The sequence below is a fragment of the Streptomyces sp. NPDC003032 genome (genome assembly GCF_053591415.1).
The window spans coordinates 110,663-125,341 of sequence record NZ_JBSFTT010000023.1; the positions used below are offsets into that span (position 1 = coordinate 110,663).

General features: G+C 72.0%; 12 protein-coding genes. 6 read left to right on the forward strand and 6 right to left on the reverse strand.

Translation table 11 applies throughout. The annotated features are described in order from the left end of the window. Positions 1–250 precede the first annotated feature (250 nt). Entirely contained in the window at positions 251–811 is a 561-nt protein-coding gene (locus ACWDZ7_RS28620) for an ATP-binding protein (protein WP_451800904.1), read from the forward strand. 341 nt (positions 812–1,152) lie between these two features. Here the strand turns inward: ACWDZ7_RS28620 and ACWDZ7_RS28625 are convergent, their stop codons facing one another. Next, positions 1,153–2,079 (reverse strand): cyclase family protein, encoded by a 927-nt coding sequence (locus ACWDZ7_RS28625; protein ID WP_451800905.1) that lies wholly within the window; start codon positions 2,077–2,079, stop codon positions 1,153–1,155. Positions 2,080–2,162: 83 nt separating this feature from the next. Here ACWDZ7_RS28625 and ACWDZ7_RS28630 point away from each other — a divergent pair, with 83 nt between their 5' ends. The 4 genes from ACWDZ7_RS28630 to ACWDZ7_RS28645 all read left to right on the forward strand — a co-directional run bounded on the left by ACWDZ7_RS28630 (position 2,163) and on the right by ACWDZ7_RS28645 (position 6,768). Then, positions 2,163–3,074: an SDR family NAD(P)-dependent oxidoreductase gene (locus tag ACWDZ7_RS28630; RefSeq protein ID WP_451800906.1), complete on the forward strand. Its 912-nt coding sequence runs from the start codon at positions 2,163–2,165 to the stop codon at positions 3,072–3,074. Between the two features lie 40 nt (positions 3,075–3,114). After that, positions 3,115–4,323, forward strand: coding sequence for an acyl-CoA dehydrogenase family protein (locus tag ACWDZ7_RS28635; protein ID WP_451800907.1), 1,209 nt, complete (start codon positions 3,115–3,117; stop codon positions 4,321–4,323). 42 nt (positions 4,324–4,365) lie between these two features. Beyond that, positions 4,366–5,415, forward strand: a complete 1,050-nt coding sequence (locus tag ACWDZ7_RS28640; RefSeq protein WP_451800908.1) for a Zn-dependent alcohol dehydrogenase — start codon at positions 4,366–4,368, stop codon at positions 5,413–5,415. Positions 5,416–5,499: 84 nt separating this feature from the next. Next, entirely contained in the window at positions 5,500–6,768 is a 1,269-nt protein-coding gene (locus ACWDZ7_RS28645; protein ID WP_451800909.1) for an MFS transporter, read from the forward strand. On the opposite strand, the gene ACWDZ7_RS28650 is transcribed toward ACWDZ7_RS28645, so the two are convergent. Continuing rightward, complete coding sequence (locus ACWDZ7_RS28650) at positions 6,700–7,710, reverse strand: GlxA family transcriptional regulator (RefSeq protein WP_451800911.1); 1,011 nt, start codon at positions 7,708–7,710, stop codon at positions 6,700–6,702. The two genes, ACWDZ7_RS28645 and ACWDZ7_RS28650, sit on opposite strands and share 69 nt — an antisense overlap. A gap of 191 nt (positions 7,711–7,901) precedes the next feature. Here ACWDZ7_RS28650 and ACWDZ7_RS28655 point away from each other — a divergent pair, with 191 nt between their 5' ends. Then, positions 7,902–9,164, forward strand: a complete 1,263-nt coding sequence (locus ACWDZ7_RS28655; RefSeq protein WP_451800969.1) for an MFS transporter — start codon at positions 7,902–7,904, stop codon at positions 9,162–9,164. Positions 9,165–9,170: 6 nt separating this feature from the next. Here the strand turns inward: ACWDZ7_RS28655 and ACWDZ7_RS28660 are convergent, their stop codons facing one another. The 4 genes from ACWDZ7_RS28660 to ACWDZ7_RS28675 all read right to left on the reverse strand — a co-directional run bounded on the left by ACWDZ7_RS28660 (position 9,171) and on the right by ACWDZ7_RS28675 (position 14,579). Further along, positions 9,171–9,788 carry a flavin reductase family protein gene (locus ACWDZ7_RS28660; protein WP_451800913.1) on the reverse strand — a complete coding sequence of 206 codons (618 nt, stop codon included), beginning with the start codon at positions 9,786–9,788 and terminating at the stop codon, positions 9,171–9,173. A gap of 198 nt (positions 9,789–9,986) precedes the next feature. Next, positions 9,987–10,796: an enoyl-CoA hydratase/isomerase family protein gene (locus ACWDZ7_RS28665; RefSeq protein WP_451800915.1), complete on the reverse strand. Its 810-nt coding sequence runs from the start codon at positions 10,794–10,796 to the stop codon at positions 9,987–9,989. A gap of 82 nt (positions 10,797–10,878) precedes the next feature. Continuing rightward, on the reverse strand, positions 10,879–13,104 hold the full coding sequence (locus tag ACWDZ7_RS28670) for an acetate--CoA ligase family protein (protein WP_451800916.1): 2,226 nt from the start codon (positions 13,102–13,104) through the stop codon (positions 10,879–10,881). A 284-nt stretch (positions 13,105–13,388) separates the two neighbouring features. Then, positions 13,389–14,579, reverse strand: a complete 1,191-nt coding sequence (locus ACWDZ7_RS28675; RefSeq protein ID WP_451800917.1) for a flavin-containing monooxygenase — start codon at positions 14,577–14,579, stop codon at positions 13,389–13,391. Positions 14,580–14,679: the final 100 nt, after the last annotated feature.

Here is a 14,679-nt window from a genome sequence, read left to right on the forward strand (position 1 = left end):
CCCTGTGGCGGCGCCGGACCCGGCGATGCGCGCCGCTCGCGGCGCGGGCCGGGGTCTCATGCCCGCCTGTTCGACCCCCCGCGGTACGCGTCGCACAGTATGCAGCACGCGTACTCCTTCGCGCTGGAATATGCCCGAAGCGCTTGTTGGGGTAACTGAACGTCAATCATGCTGTCTCCTAAGGGGATCACGTTCCGTGACCCCGTGGAGTCGCGAGGCGATGTGTCCGCCGGTTCGGATGGTGTGAGCGGTGCAGGTGCTTCAAGTTCAGCTGGAGGTCGGGGCCGACCCCGCGGAGGTGGGGCGGGCCAGGCGATGGGCCCGTTCGCGTCTGGCGGGGTCGGGTATAGAGATCGACGAGCCGGTGGCCGAGACGCTGATCCTGCTGATCTCGGAGCTCGTCACCAACGCCGTTGTGCACACGGGCTGTCCGGCCGTGCTGCGCATGCTCGTGTCCGGCGTCCCCGACGACGTGCCGGGGACGGTCCGGGTGGAGGTGGCCGACCGCAGCGCCCTCCCGCCCAAGCAGCGGCACGCGGAGGGTGACGACACCAACGGCCGCGGCCTCGAGCTGGTGGACGGCCTCGCGGACCGCTGGGGCTGGCAGCCCGAGGGCGGCGGCAAGAGCATCTGGTGCGAGGTGGACCGGTGCGAACCGGGCGTCCCCGCCGCGACCTTCGACGGGGTGTCCCATGGGGACACCGACGTCGCTGTCGATGCCGATGTCGGCCTCGCCGCCGACCTCGCTGTCGACATCAGTGCCGCCGTCGACGCCGATGCCGATGCCGACGTGGCGTACGAATCCGTCTGACCCTGAGCCCTTGTGCGCCGTCGCGTGCCACGATGCGCGCACCCATGCGCGGCACGACAAAACGGGCATAATTCTTTAATCCCCAGCAGGGTGTTGACGTAGCGTGTCCGATTGATCACGCTTGTGTGCAGCGATTCGCCGCGAGGGGACGTCGAGGGTGCTCGGTGACGGAAATCCTTGAACCGTGGTCCTTGACGAGACGTGGATCGCGACTTCGGCGTCGGTCCCCTCGGGGCGCGAGGGGCAGTGTCGAGCGCCGAGCCGGATGGCGGCGCGCGGCATCGCGCTCGGGGCGGAAGCCGCCGCGCCGCCGTCCGAGAAGCGGGCTCACGGCACCGCGCTCACAGCACCGCGACCGGAGCCACGGGTGTCCCCGTGCCGCCGACGAACGGCTCCGGCATCGCGGAGAGCAGGAAGGCGTAGCGGGAAACTTCTGCACAGGCTGTGGACAACTTCTCCAGGTTCCAGTTCTGGCCCTGCGGCATCCCCATCTCGACCAGGTCGAGCGCGTGGACGGGCAGCCACAGGTTCTCGATCTCGGGCGGGAAGATCTCGAAGGTCAGGGTGTCATTGGCGACCGCGGCCACGTCCCGCGCGTGGAACCACTCGGGGGTGCGCAGCGAGAGGCCGGGTGACGGATGGCCGTACGCGTGTTTGTCGCCCGCCAGATAGACCTGGACCTGTCCCGTGCGTACGAGGACGATGTCGCCGGCGCGGACCGTGACGCCCGCGAACTCCTCGGCCTCTTCCAGGTCTTCGGGTGTGACGGCGTGGTCGCCGGGCAGCCGGTCGAGGCCCTTGGCGCGTGCGATGTCGAGCAGGACGCCGCGCGAGACGATGTACGGGACTTTGTCGATGCCGCTGAACCGTGCGCCCGTGTGGGCGGTGATGCTGTCCGCGGGGCGGCCGTTGTAGATCATCCCGGAGTGTGACGCGTGGGTGAGCGCGTCCCAGTGGGTGGCGGTCTGCAACCCCATCGTCACCGCGTCGTCGCTGGTGGCGACCGCGCCGGCGCCGAACAGTTCCTGGTTGATCTGGACCATGGTGTGCAGGGGGTTCACGCGGCCCGGGATCAGTCCCGTCTGGACGCCGTCCTCCTTGAGGGGCAGCGCGAGCGGGACGCGGCGCCCGGAGCGGACCCCGGCGGCGGCCGCCCGTACGACGTCGTCGGTGATGAGGTTGAGCGTGCCGGTCTCGTCGGCGGCGCCCCAACGCCCCCAGTTGTTCACGCGTTTGGCGATGTCGTGGAACTCGGGCGGCAGTGACATGAATCCTCCGCGGGGCTTGTCTTTCGGCGTCGGCCGGGCCATAGAATCTAACGGTCCGTCAGAAACCGCGGGAAGGGGCCGGCGTGGGGAACTTCTTGGCAGGCAAGGTGGTGGCTGTCACCGGTGCCGGGCGCGGCATCGGCAGGGCTGTCGCGCTCGCCGCGGCGGCCGAGGGCGCGAAGGTCGTCGTCAACGACTACGGCGTCTCCGTGGAGGGCGCCGAGCCGACCAGCGAGATAGCCGACGCCGTGGTCAAGGAGATCCGGGCCGCGGGCGGCGAGGCCGTCGCCGTCGCGGACGACATCTCGGCCATGGCCGGCGGACAGCGGATCGTCGACACCGCGCTCGCCGAGTACGGGCGCGTCGACGGGGTGGTGTGCGTCGCGGGGATCCTGCGCGAGCGGATGCTGTTCAACATGTCGGAGGACGAGTGGGACCCGGTCGTCGCCACTCATCTGAAGGGCACCTTCACCGTCTTCCGCGCCGCCTCGGCGGTGATGCGGAAGCAGGGCTCTGGCACCCTCATCGGGTTCACCAGCGGCAACCACCAGGGCTCCGTCGCACAGGCCAACTACAGCGCGGCCAAAGGCGGAATCATCTCGCTGGTACGCAGTGCCGCACTCGGCCTGCACAAGTACGGGGTGACGGCCAACGCCGTGGCGCCCGTCGCCCGCACGCGGATGTCGGCGAACGTCCCGATGGAGCTGAAGGAGATCGGGGAGCCGGAGGACGTCGCCGCCCTGGTCGTCTATCTGCTGAGCGACCGGGCCCGACAGGAGCGCATCACCGGACAGGTCTATACGATCGCCGGCCCCAAGATCGCCGTATGGGCGCAGCCGCGCGAGCTGCGCGCCGGGTACGCGGACGGAGCCTGGACCCCGGAGAAGATCGCCGACTTCCTGCCCGGGACGGTCGGCACCGACCCCATGCCGATGCTGGCGCAACTGGAGGCCATGGCCAAGGCGGCGGCCGACAAGGCGCGCCCGAACGCGTAGGCGGCGGAGGAGGGCGAGCGGCGAAGGGGGAGGGGCGACTGTGGATTTCGGCTTCGGGCCCGAGGACGAGGCGTTCCGGGAGGAGGCGCGCGGCTGGCTCGCGGAGCACCTCACCGGCGGTCACGCGGGGGTGCGCGGACGCGGCGGCCCCGGCAGCGAGCACGAGGGCGGCCCGGAACGGCGCGCCTGGGAGCGCGAGTTGGGTCGCGGCGGCTGGATCGGCATCGGCTGGGACACCGACGCGTACGGCAACCGGCGGGCCACACTCACCCAGCAGGTCGTCTGGGCCGAGGAGTACGCCCGCGCGCGGGCGCCCGGCCGCTGGGGGCACATCGGCGAGAACCTCCTCGCGCCGACGCTCCTGGCCTACGGCACTCAGGAGCAGCGGGACGAGTTCCTGCCGCCGATCGCGCGGGGCGAGGCGCTGTGGTGCCAGGGGTACAGCGAGCCGGGCGCCGGTTCCGATCTGGCGGCGGTGCGGACGCGGGCCGTTCGGGACGGGGCGGGCTATGTCGTCACCGGCCAGAAGATCTGGACGTCTCTCGCGCGGGAGGCCGACTGGTGCTTCGTGCTGGCACGGACGGAGGAGGCGTCCCGGGGACATCGGGGGCTTTCGCTGGTGCTGCTGCCCATGGACCAGCCCGGACGCGTCGACGTGCGGCCCATTCGGCAGCTGACCGGCACGAGTGAGTTCAACGAGGTCTTCTTCGACGGCGCACGCGCGCGTGCCGCGCATGTGGTGGGCGGCGTCGGTGACGGCTGGCGGGTCGCCATGGGACTGCTCGGCTTCGAGCGCGGCGTCTCCACGCTCACGCAACAGATCGGCTTCGCGGAGGAGTTGGCGGGCGTGGTGCGGGACGCGGTCGCCTCCGGGGCGGTCCGGGACGCCGTGGTACGGGAGCGGCTGGTCCGGCAGTGGGCGGAGCTGCGGGTCATGCGGTGGAACGCGTTGCGGACGCTCGGGGGCGCGGGGGCGGATGCTCTGCCGGGCGCTCCCAGTGTGGCCAAGCTGTTGTGGGGCCGGTGGCATCAGCGGCTCGGGGAGCTGGCCATGGAGGTGCGGGGGGCGGCGGGCGCGGTCGGCCCCTCGGACTGGCGACCGGACGCGCCGTACGAACTGGACGCGGCGCAGCGGCTCTCGCTCTTCACCCGCGCCGACACGGTCTACGGCGGCTCGGACGAGGTTCAGCGCAACATCATCGCCGAGCGGGTGCTCGGTCTGCCGAGAGAGGCGAGGGGGCCTCGGTGAGGGGTGCGTCGTGTGGAGTGGGTGCGTAGTGAGGGGTGTGTCATGAGGGGTGTCGTTTTTGACGGGAAGCGCGTCGAGGTCGTGGCGGACCTGGAGATCCGTGACCCGGGACCGGGCGAGGTGCTGGTCGCGGTGGCCGCCGCCGGGCTGTGCCACAGCGACCTGTCGGTGATCGACGGAACCATTCCGTTCCCGCTGCCCGTGGTGCTCGGGCACGAAGGCGCGGGCGTCGTGGAAGCGGTGGGGGCCGGCGTCACGCATGTGGCTCCCGGGGACCATGTGGCGCTGTCCACCATCGCGAACTGCGGCCTCTGCGCGGAGTGCGGGCGGGGGCGGCCGACCATGTGCCGCAAGGCCATCGGGATGCCGGCCCAGCCGTTCTCGCGGGGCGGTGAGCCGGTGTACCAGTTCGCGGCCAACTCCGCGTTCGCCGAGCGCACACTCGTGGCCGCCGTGCAGGCCGTGAAGATCCCGGACGACGTCCCGCTGACGTCGGCCGCGTTGATCGGCTGTGCGGTGGTGACGGGAGTGGGGGCGGTCCTGAACCGGGCCGAGGTCGGGCCGGGGGACTCCGTGGCCGTCATCGGGACCGGGGGCATCGGGCTCAATGTGCTGCAGGGCGCGAGGATCGCGGGCGCCGCGACGATCGTCGCCGTCGACGCGAACCCCGCGAAGGAGGCGGTGGCCCGGCAGTTCGGCGCCACGCACTTCTTCCCGTCCACCCAAGGGGTCAGGGAGGTGCTGCCGCAGGGCGTCGACCACGCGTTTGAGTGTGTGGGGCGGGTGTCGCTGGTACGGGAGGCGGTGGATCTGCTGGACCGGCACGGGCAGGCGGTGCTGCTCGGGATGCCGGGGGCGACGGCGGAGGCGTCATTCGTGGTGGCCTCGCTGTTCCTGGACAAGGCGGTACTGGGCTGCAGGTACGGGAGTTCGCAGCCGCAGAGGGACTTCGCGCTGTATGCGGAGATGTACCGGGGCGGCCGCTTGCTGCTGGACGAGCTGGTGACGGCCACGTATGCGGTCGAGGACTTCGACAAGGCGGCGGGGGATGCGGGGGCGGGGAGGGTGGCGAGGGCGGTTCTTACGTTTTGAGGCTCCGGGGCAACGGGCGGATGGGTGGGTGGGAAAGGTCCTTGCGGTGCGCACAGCTCAGGGAGGGCCCGTTAGGTTCTGGGGATGAGTTATCGCGAGGTCATATCCGGGGGCGTCATCCGGTGGGGAACCGTGGCGGTGGCGGCCCGGATGCCCGTGGCCGCCGCGCCCCTCGCCCTGGTCTTCCTGGTCCGGGAGCGGCCAGGGGGATACACCCTGGGCGCGGTACTCGCCGCGGTGTATGTGATCGGGGAGATCGTAGGAGCCCCGCTCCTGGGCATGCGGGTGCGCGCCGAGCGGGCCAGACCGCAGCTGGCCGCGGGCCTGGCGGTGGGAGCGCTGGCGTTCCTCGCGCTGGGCGCCCTGCCGCACGCGCACCCCGCCGCGCTGGGAGCGCTGGCGTTCACCGCCGGAGCCGCCCCAGCCGCCGCCCCCGGCGCCCTGCGCGCGCTGCTGACCAGTGTCGTACCGGAGAAGGCCGTCGCGCAGGCCCTGTCCGTCGAGGCCATGCTGACCTTCGCCATCTGGGCGGTCGCGCCCGCCGCCGTGACGGGGCTCGCGCTCGGAGCCTCGCCGGTGCTGCCGCCGCTGTTGGCGGGCGCGCTGATGGGCGCCTCCGTCGCCGGGCTGTGGATGCTGCCCGTGGGCTGGCGGTCGGACGCGGACGACCGCGGCGGGGAATCCATGGTGCGGATCCTGGCGCGGGCCTGGCCGATCTTCGTGACGGGCGCGGCCAGCCTGTCGATGCTCGCCCTCGCCGAACTGGTCCTGCCCGCGCTCCTGGAGCAGCGCGGCATCGAGGTGGGCTGGGCGGGCCCCCTGCTGGCCGGGCTCGCGATCGGCTCCGCGGTCGGGTCGTTCGTCTACGGACTGCGGACCTGGCCGGGGCGGCTGCGTACGCAGAGCATGGTGATGATGTTCGCTGTCGCGGGGTGCCTGGCGACCGTCGCCGTGCTGCCCGGTGTGGGCTGGCTGCTCGCCGTCCTCGGGGTGGCGGGCGTACTGCAGGCCGGGGCCATGCTCACCCGGAACCTGTCGCTCCGCGAGGTGCTGCCGCCGAGCGCCCTGGCGGCGGGCTACTCGGTGATGTACGCGGCTGTGGGCGCCGGTTACGCGGCGAGCGGGTCGTTGGCGGGCGGTCTGCTGAGTGTCGTATCGCCGTCGACGGCCATTCTGGCGGGCGTCGGGCTCGGGGTGCTGCTGACGGTGATCGGCGTGCTCGGGGAGGTGAAGCCGCCGGTGTCCGAGAACGACAAGGACGCCGAGGGCGCTGAAGACGTGCCCTCAGCCGGTGGTGACATCGCGGAACGTACGGCGATACGCGGTGGGGGTGACCCCGAGCGCGGCCTGTAGGTGCTGCCGCATCGACTGGGCCGTGCCGAAGCCGGCCTCCCGCGCCACCTGGTCGACGGAGAGGCCGCTGGACTCCAGCAGGTGCCGCGCCCGCTCCACGCGTTGCTGCGTCAGCCACTGCCCCGGGCTGATGCCGACCTCCTCGCGGAAGCGACGCGTGAACGTACGTACCGACATGGACTCCTGCGCGGCCATGTCGCGCAGCTGCAGCGGCTGGTCGAGGCGGGCGAGCGCCCAGGCCCTGGCCGTCCGCGTGGTCGCCAACTGCGGCTCCGGCACAGGGCGGTGGATGTACTGCGCCTGACCGCCGTCGCGGTGGGGCGGTACGACGGTGCGGCGGGCCACGTCGTTGGCGACCGCGGCGCCCTGGTCGCGGCGTACGAGATGCAGACAGAGGTCGACGCCGGCGGCCACGCCCGCCGACGTCAGCACGTCGCCGTCGTCGATGAAGAGCACGTCCGCGTCGACCTCGATCCGGGGGAAGAGTTCCTGGAAGTGGGCCGCGGAGGCCCAGTGCGTGGTCGCCGGGCGGCCGTCGAGGAGGCCGGCGGCGGCAAGGACGTACCCGCCCGTGCAGATGGAGACCAGGCGGGTGCCCGGCCTGATGTGGCGGAGCGCGGCGGCCAGCTCGTCGGTGAGGCGCCCCTCCTCGTACACCGGGCCCAGTTCGTACGACGCCGGGACCACGACCGTGTCCGCGGTCGCCAGCGCCTCGGGGCCGTGTTCGACCAGGATCGCGAAGTCGGCGTCCGAGCGGACCGGCCCCGGCGGCCGGACCGAGCAGGTCACGACCTCGTACAGCCGACGCCTGTCGGCGCCGCGGGCGAGACCGAAGATCCGCTGCGGGATGCCGAGTTCGAAGGGTATGACGCCGTCCAGAGCGAGCACGACGACGCGGTGCCGGGGCACTGCCCGGGTGTGGGATCCCGCAGAATCGGCCATGGCCCGATCCTAGCGAACCATGTCCCTCGGGCCACTCGTTCCGGCCGACCCGGACACCGATCCTGTATGACGTGACCCAGACAACCGAGCCGCCCGCGGGGACCGCCGGGCCGAGTGACCCGAGCGATCAGAGCGATCAGAGTGACCCGAGTGACCCGAGTGCGCACGATGCGGCGAGCGCGGCGAGCGGCGTGGAGGGGCCGGACGGGCCGAGCCGCCGCGCCCCCCGTATTCACCGCGCATGGTTCGTCGCCGCCGTCACCTTCGTGACGATCATCGGCGCCGCCGCCTTCCGCTCGCTCCCGAGCCTGCTCATCGACCCGCTGCACCAGGAGTTCCACTGGTCGCGCGGGACCATCGGCCTCGCGGTCTCCCTCAACCTCGCCCTGTACGGGCTCACCGCGCCGTTCGCCGCCGCGCTCATGGACCGCTTCGGCATCCGCAGGGTCGTCGCGGTCGCCCTCGTCGTGATCGCGGTCGGCTCCGGTGTGACCGTGTGGATGGACTCCGCCTGGCAACTGCTCCTCTGCTGGGGGCTGCTCGTCGGGCTCGGCTCCGGTTCGATGGCGCTCGCCTTCGCCGCCACCGTCACCAACCGGTGGTTCACCGAGCGGCGCGGCCTCGTCACCGGCATCCTCACGGCCGCCTCCGCCTCCGGCCAGCTGATCTTCCTGCCGCTGCTCTCCTGGATCGTCGACAACTACGAGTGGCGCCCGGCCGCCGTGACGGTCGCGCTCGCGGCCCTGGCGGTCGTCCCCTTCGTATGGCTGCTGCTGCGCGACCACCCGGCGGACGTCGGCCTGAAGCCGTACGGGGCCAAGGAGTACGTGGAGAAGCCCGCGCCCGTCACCGGGGCCGCCCGGCGCACGCTGAACGTCCTCTTCAAGGCCGCCCGCACCGGCCCGTTCTGGCTGCTCGCGGGGTCCTTCGCGATCTGCGGGGCCTCGACGAACGGCCTGGTCCAGACGCACTTCGTGCCCGCCGCGCACGACCACGGCATGCCCATCACGGCCGCCGCCTCCCTGCTCGCCGTCATCGGCGTCTTCGACGTCGTGGGAACGATCGCCTCCGGCTGGTTCACGGACCGCTTCGACGCGCGCCGCCTGCTCGCCGTGTACTACGCGCTGCGCGGCGTCTCGCTGCTCTTCCTCCCGATCCTGCTCGCCCCGAACGTCCACCCGCCGATGATCTTCTTCATCGTCTTCTACGGCCTGGACTGGGTCGCGACCGTCCCGCCGACCCTCGCCCTCTGCCGCGAGCAGTACGGCGACGACAGCGCGATCGTCTTCGGCTGGGTCCTGGCCTCGCACCAGATGGGTGCCGCCGTCGTCGCGTTCGCCGGTGGTGTCGTACGGGACACCTTCGGGTCGTACGACGTGATCTGGTACGCCTCCGGGGCGCTGTGCGCGGCGGCGGCGCTGATGGCGCTGGTGATCCGGCGGAGGTCCGGCTGATGGGCGTCAGGGGGTGAAGCGGCCGAACGTGCCCCGGTGGAAGAGCAGCGGCTCCGTGTCACCGTCCGCGGTGCCGAGCGCGTCCACCCGGCCCACCACGATGAGGTGGTCGCCGCCGGTGTGCACGGCGTGGACCGTGCAGTCGATCCAGGCGGGGGCACCGGCCAGCCGCGGCGACCCGGACACGGGCGCCGCGTCGTGGACGACCCCGGCGAACTTGTCGCCCCCGCTCACCGCGAAGCCCCGGCAGAGCTCGCCCTGGTCGGCGCCCAGGACGTTCACGCAGAAGACGCCCGCACGGGCGATGCGGGGCCACGTCGTCGACGTACGCGCCACCATGAAGGAGACGAGGGGCGGGTCGAGGGAGAGCGACGAGAAGGACTGGCAGGCGAATCCGGCGGGGCCCCCTCCGTCCTCGTCGGTGGCCGGCGCCGTGATCACGGTGACGCCGGTCGCGAAGTTCCCCAGTACACGCCGGAACTCGGCCGGATCCAGCGGCGCCCGCTCGTCGTCGCCGACCGCCCGCAGCTGCGGGCGCGGCAGTGCTTCGACGGGGCCCGTGGTGGGCGCCCCGACCGACCTGAGGTATCGAACGGCGGTGGCCGCCATTCCTGCGTGTCCCATCACACCGCCCATTGAAGGTGACGGAGCGTCAGTTGGGAAGGGTGCGGGGGGACCCGTCCCACCTCGCACGTATCTTCGGCCTCATGAGGGGGAAGCGTCCCCCGTTCGTGCTGTTCGGTGACCCGGACTCGCCGGACATCGAGACGCTGGCGCGGGACTGAAGCCTGAGGTATCTGCTCGGCGGCCTCGGTACGAGGGTCAGCGGCCTCGGTACGAGGGTGAGCGGCGCTCCACGAAGGAGGTGACGCCCTCGTTCGCGTCAGCCGTGGTCATGTTGATCTCCTGGGCGTCGGCCTCCGCCGCGAAGGCCGTGGCGCGGTCCGACTCCAGGGAGGCGTTGACCAGCCGCTTGGTCAGGGCGAGGGCGCGGGTCGGCCCGGCGGCGAGGCGCTCGGCCCATTCCCGCGCCGTCTTCTCCAACTCGTCGGCAGCTACGACGCGATTGACGAGGCCGAGCCGTTCGGCGTCGGCGGCGGTCACGGAGTCCCCGAAGAACATCAGCTCCTTGGCCCGCTGCGGCCCCACCAGACGCGGCAGCAGATACGCGCCGCCGCCGTCCGGCACGAGGCCGCGGCGCACGAACACCTCGATGAACTTGGCGGATTCGGCGGCGATCACCAGATCGCAGGCGAACGCGAGGTGGGCGCCGATGCCGGCCGCGGTGCCGTTCACCGCGGCGATCACCGGTTTCTCGCAGTCCAGGACCGCGGAGACCAGCCGCTGTGCGCCCCGCCTGATGGTCCGGGCCACATCACCGGCCACCCGCTCACCCGCGACGGGCGCGCCCCGCAGATCGGCGCCCGCGCAGAACCCCTTGCCGGCCGCGGTGATCACGACGGCCCGCACGGCCGGGTCCTCCGAGGCCTCATCGAGCAGCGCGATGACGCGTTCGCGCTGGTCCCAGGTGAGGGCGTTCATGGCCTCGGGCCGATTGAACGTGATCCACGAGACGCCGTTGTCAGTGGCGTGAAGTATCAATGAGGGGACGGGATCGGGGGAGGTAGTCATGGGGGAGTGGCTCCGTTTCGTGGGACGGCGCGTGGTGATGCCGGCGGGGAGGCTCGCCGCGAAGCGGCGTCCCGGACACCCTTCAACGGCAGACGGCGAACGCGTCAAGCGCGACGGCCCCCTGCCCCCGTGGCAACACCATCAACGGATTGATGTCCAGCTCCGCAAGCTCCGCCCCCAGCTCAAGCGCCACCCGCTGCACGCGGAGCACGACCTCGACGAGCCCGTCGACATCGGCGGCCGCCGCCCCCCGGACCCCGTCCAGCAGGGCACGCCCCCGCAGCTCGGCCAGCATCGCCTTCGCCTGGTCCTCCCCGAAGGGCGGCACCCGCACGGCCACGTCCTGGAGGACCTCGACGAGTACGCCGCCGAGCCCGACCGTCACGGTCGGCCCGAAGAGGGGGTCGTGCGTGACGCCGACGACCATCTCGACGCCCCGCTCGACCATCTGGCAGACCAGGACACCGTCCAGCGTCACACCTTCGTAGCGGGCGATGTCGGTCAGCTCGCGGTAGGCGTCCCGTACTTGACTGGCGGAGGTCAGCCCGATCTTCACCAGCCCCAGTTCGGTCTTGTGCGCGAGCTGCGCGCCGGAGGCCTTCATGACGACGGGGTAGCCGACGAGCCCGGCGGCTCGGACGGCCGCCGCCGCGCTGGTCACCAACTGCTCGCGCGGTACGCGAATCCCGTACGCGCGCAGCAGCTGTTTCGCCGCGTGCTCGCTGAGCTGCTGGCCGGGCCGCATCAGGGCCTGTGCCTTGCGGAAGGAGGGCGAGGGGGTGCGCGGCGCCTCGTCGAAGGGCGAGCGGTAGCCGGCGGTGAAGCGGTGGTGGTCCAGATAGGCGCGCACCGCCGTGATGCAGTTGGCGAAGGTGCGGAAGGTGGCGACGCGCGAGGAGCCGAGGAGTGTCTCGCGGTAGGCGTCCTCGGTGCCGACGGGCGAACCCCACACCACGCACACCAGCTTGTCCGTCCGCTCCGCCGCGTCCACCAGGTCCTGCGCGAGCTTGTCGCTCATCGGCGGGAAGGGACCGGTGATGGGGCAGATGAACACCCCCACCTGAGGGTCGTCGAGGATCGCGTCGATGATTTTCCGGCCGCGCCAGTCGCCCACGGGGTGCCCGCCGTTGTCGACGGGGTTGGCGACGTTCAGATACCGCGGTATCCACTGGTGCAGCTCCGCCTGCTTGGCGTCGGAGAGCGTGGGCAGCCGGAGCCCCGCCTCGGTCGCCAGGTCCGAGAAGTGCGCGCCCGTGCCGCCCGAGATCGAATACACGGCGACGCCGTCGGCCCGTGGGGGACGGGCCCGCGCCAACAGGGCGGAGGTGTCCTGGAGCTCGTCGAGCCCGTCGACGCGGATCACGCCGAACTGCCGCATCGCCGCGTCCACCACCGCGTCGGCGCCGGTCAGTTTGCCGGTGTGTGAGGCGGCCATGCGGGCGCCGGTCTCGGTGCGGCCGACCTTGACGGCGACGACGGGTACGCCGCGCCGGGCCGCCCGGTCGGCGGCGAGCAGGAAGGCGCGGCCGTCCTTGAGGCCCTCGACATAACAGGCGATGGCGCCGACCTCGGGGCGTTCGGCGAAGTAGGAGATGAAGTCGGAGGTCTCCAGGTCGGCCTCGTTGCCGGTGGGCGCCCAGTGGGAGAGGCGTATGCCGAGCTGCTGGAGGGCGAAGACGGGGCGGCCCTGGTGGCCGGACTGGGTGATCAGCGCGATGGCGGGGCCTTCGAGATCCTCGCGGAACTCCTCGAAGGCGTTGAGGTTGGTGTTCGGCCCGAGCAGCCTGAGGCCGGAGCGGCGTACGGCGGCGGCGAGGCGGGCCTGGGCGGCCGCGCCCTCCTCGCCGGTCTCGGCGAACCCGGAGGCGAAGGCGACGGCGAACCGCACCTTCTCCTCGGCGAGCTGCTCGATCACGGGCAGCGGGTCGGCGACGAGGAGCACGGCCAGATCGACCTGTTCGGGCAGGTCGGCGACGGAAGGGGAGCAGGGGATGCCGAAGACCGACTGACGGGTGGGGTGCACGGGGTGCAGCCGCGCGCCGACCCGCTCGGCCCAGGCGATGAGCTGGCGGGTGATGCCGGTGTTGGGCCGTCCCTCGGCGTCCGACGCGCCGATGACGGCGACGGACTCGGGACGGAAGAAGCGGTCGAGATCGGGTACGTCGGCGTGCAGCGGCCGGCCGCTGACGTCCAGGTCGTGCGCCGTGACGGCCCTGCCGTGGACGGCTGTGGGAGGGAGTTCGCCGCAGGCCACAACATGCGCGCGGCGGGGGTCGGTGGTGAAGGTGCCGTGAGTCGATCCAAGCATCGGTCCGCCCGCTCCTGTGTGACAGCACTTAACTGACGCATAGTCAGATTACTGAACTGACGTGATGTCAGGAATGGGCCTGCAGGCAAAGCCTGGCGCTGCGCTGTGCGGGGGCGCTGCGCTGTGCTGTGCGTGGGGCGGAAGGGGCGCGCGTGCACGCCCCTTCCACGGAAGCGCAGAATCGGGGTGGTGCCAAGGTCGTGAATCGGCCGGGGTGGGGTGGGGTTGTTCTCTGCCCGCGGGTCGATGGGGGCTGGTCGCGCGGTTCCCCGGGTCCCGCGCCCCTATCGGGGTGTGCCTTGCCGCGTTCTGGCGATGGCCTTCGCGATCTTGTCGGCGTCCAGGGCCAGTTCGCGGAGCATGCCGCTGATGGGGTTGGTGAAGCCGGTGAAGTACAGGCCCGGGGCCTGCTTCGGGCTGCGGCGGCCGTGGGCCGTGGGGCGGCCGTGTTCGTCCAGGACGCCGAGGCCGCCGAGCAGGCCTTCCAGGGCGTGGTGGTAACCGGTCGCCGCGATGATCGCGTCCGGGCCGATCCGGCTGCCGTCCGCCAGGACGACCTTGCCGTCCTCGAAGGACTCCACGGCGGCGACGGGCTCGACCCGCCCCTTGCGCACGGCGTCGATCAGACCCACGTCCTGCACCGGGATCGCCCCCTCTCTGACCCGCGAGTAGAGCCCGGTGTCGGGCCGAGGCAGCCCCTTCGCCGACAGGTCGGGCACGGCGACCCTGGCGACCGGTACCGCGATCCGGTCGACCAGGGCGACCGGCAGCCTGCGGCACAGGATGCCGGTGAGCTGCGCGGGCCACCCGGCAGTGGTGCGGCGCACGATGTGCGGGGCGGTGCGCACGGCGATGCGGACCCGGGCGGCGCCGCCCTCGGCCAGGTCGACGGCGATCTCCGCGCCGGTGTTGCCGACGCCGACGACCAGGACGTCCTTGCCGGTGAAGGGGCTCGGCCGGCGGTAGTCGGCGGCGTGCAGGAGTTCGCCGGAGTATGTGTCGCGGCCGGGCCAGTCCGGGAGACGGGGCGTGTGGTTGTAGCCGGTGGCGATCACCACCGCGCTGCCGGTCAGCTCCCGCCCGCCGGTGGCGCGCAGCAGCCAGCCGGCGCCGTCGGCGGTGCGCTCCAGGCCGTTCACCTCGACGCCGGTGACGACGTCGAGGCGGTGGTGTTCCGCGTACTTCTCCAGGTAGCGGACCACGTCGTCACGTGACACCCACCGGCCGAACGCCCGTGGGATCGCCAGCCCCGGCAGGGCGGAGAGGCGGCGCGTCGTATGCAGGTGCAGGCGGTCGTAGTGGCCGCGCCAGGAGGCGCCGACGTTTTCGGACTTCTCCAGGACGACCGTGCGGACGCCGCGTGCGCGCAGGGCCGCCGCGGTGGCGAGACCGCCGGGCCCGCCGCCGATCACGTATACGGGGCTCTCCTGTTGGAGCGTAGGCAGGGCTGTCGGGACGGCTGTCGAGTCGGCCATGACTGGAGAGTAACCGTGCGATTACTTGACGGGTGACAGTCAAGACCGGAATCGGTTGCGAATCGATCACGGGGTCTCGTGACGCGGGCGGGTGCGCGCG

Bases quoted from the DNA above. Each gene is read 5' to 3' on its own strand.
- ACWDZ7_RS28625 (WP_451800905.1), bottom strand. From the start codon at position 2,079: ATGTCACTGCCGCCCGAGTTCCACGACATCGCCAAACGCGTGAACAAC.
- ACWDZ7_RS28640 (WP_451800908.1), top strand. From the start codon at position 4,366: ATGAGGGGTGTCGTTTTTGACGGGAAGCGCGTCGAGGTCGTGGCGGAC.
- ACWDZ7_RS28645 (WP_451800909.1), top strand. From the start codon at position 5,500: ATGAGTTATCGCGAGGTCATATCCGGGGGCGTCATCCGGTGGGGAACC.
- ACWDZ7_RS28650 (WP_451800911.1), bottom strand. From the start codon at position 7,710: ATGGCCGATTCTGCGGGATCCCACACCCGGGCAGTGCCCCGGCACCGC.
- ACWDZ7_RS28660 (WP_451800913.1), bottom strand. From the start codon at position 9,788: ATGGGACACGCAGGAATGGCGGCCACCGCCGTTCGATACCTCAGGTCG.
- ACWDZ7_RS28665 (WP_451800915.1), bottom strand. From the start codon at position 10,796: ATGACTACCTCCCCCGATCCCGTCCCCTCATTGATACTTCACGCCACT.
- ACWDZ7_RS28670 (WP_451800916.1), bottom strand. From the start codon at position 13,104: ATGCTTGGATCGACTCACGGCACCTTCACCACCGACCCCCGCCGCGCG.
- ACWDZ7_RS28675 (WP_451800917.1), bottom strand. From the start codon at position 14,579: ATGGCCGACTCGACAGCCGTCCCGACAGCCCTGCCTACGCTCCAACAG.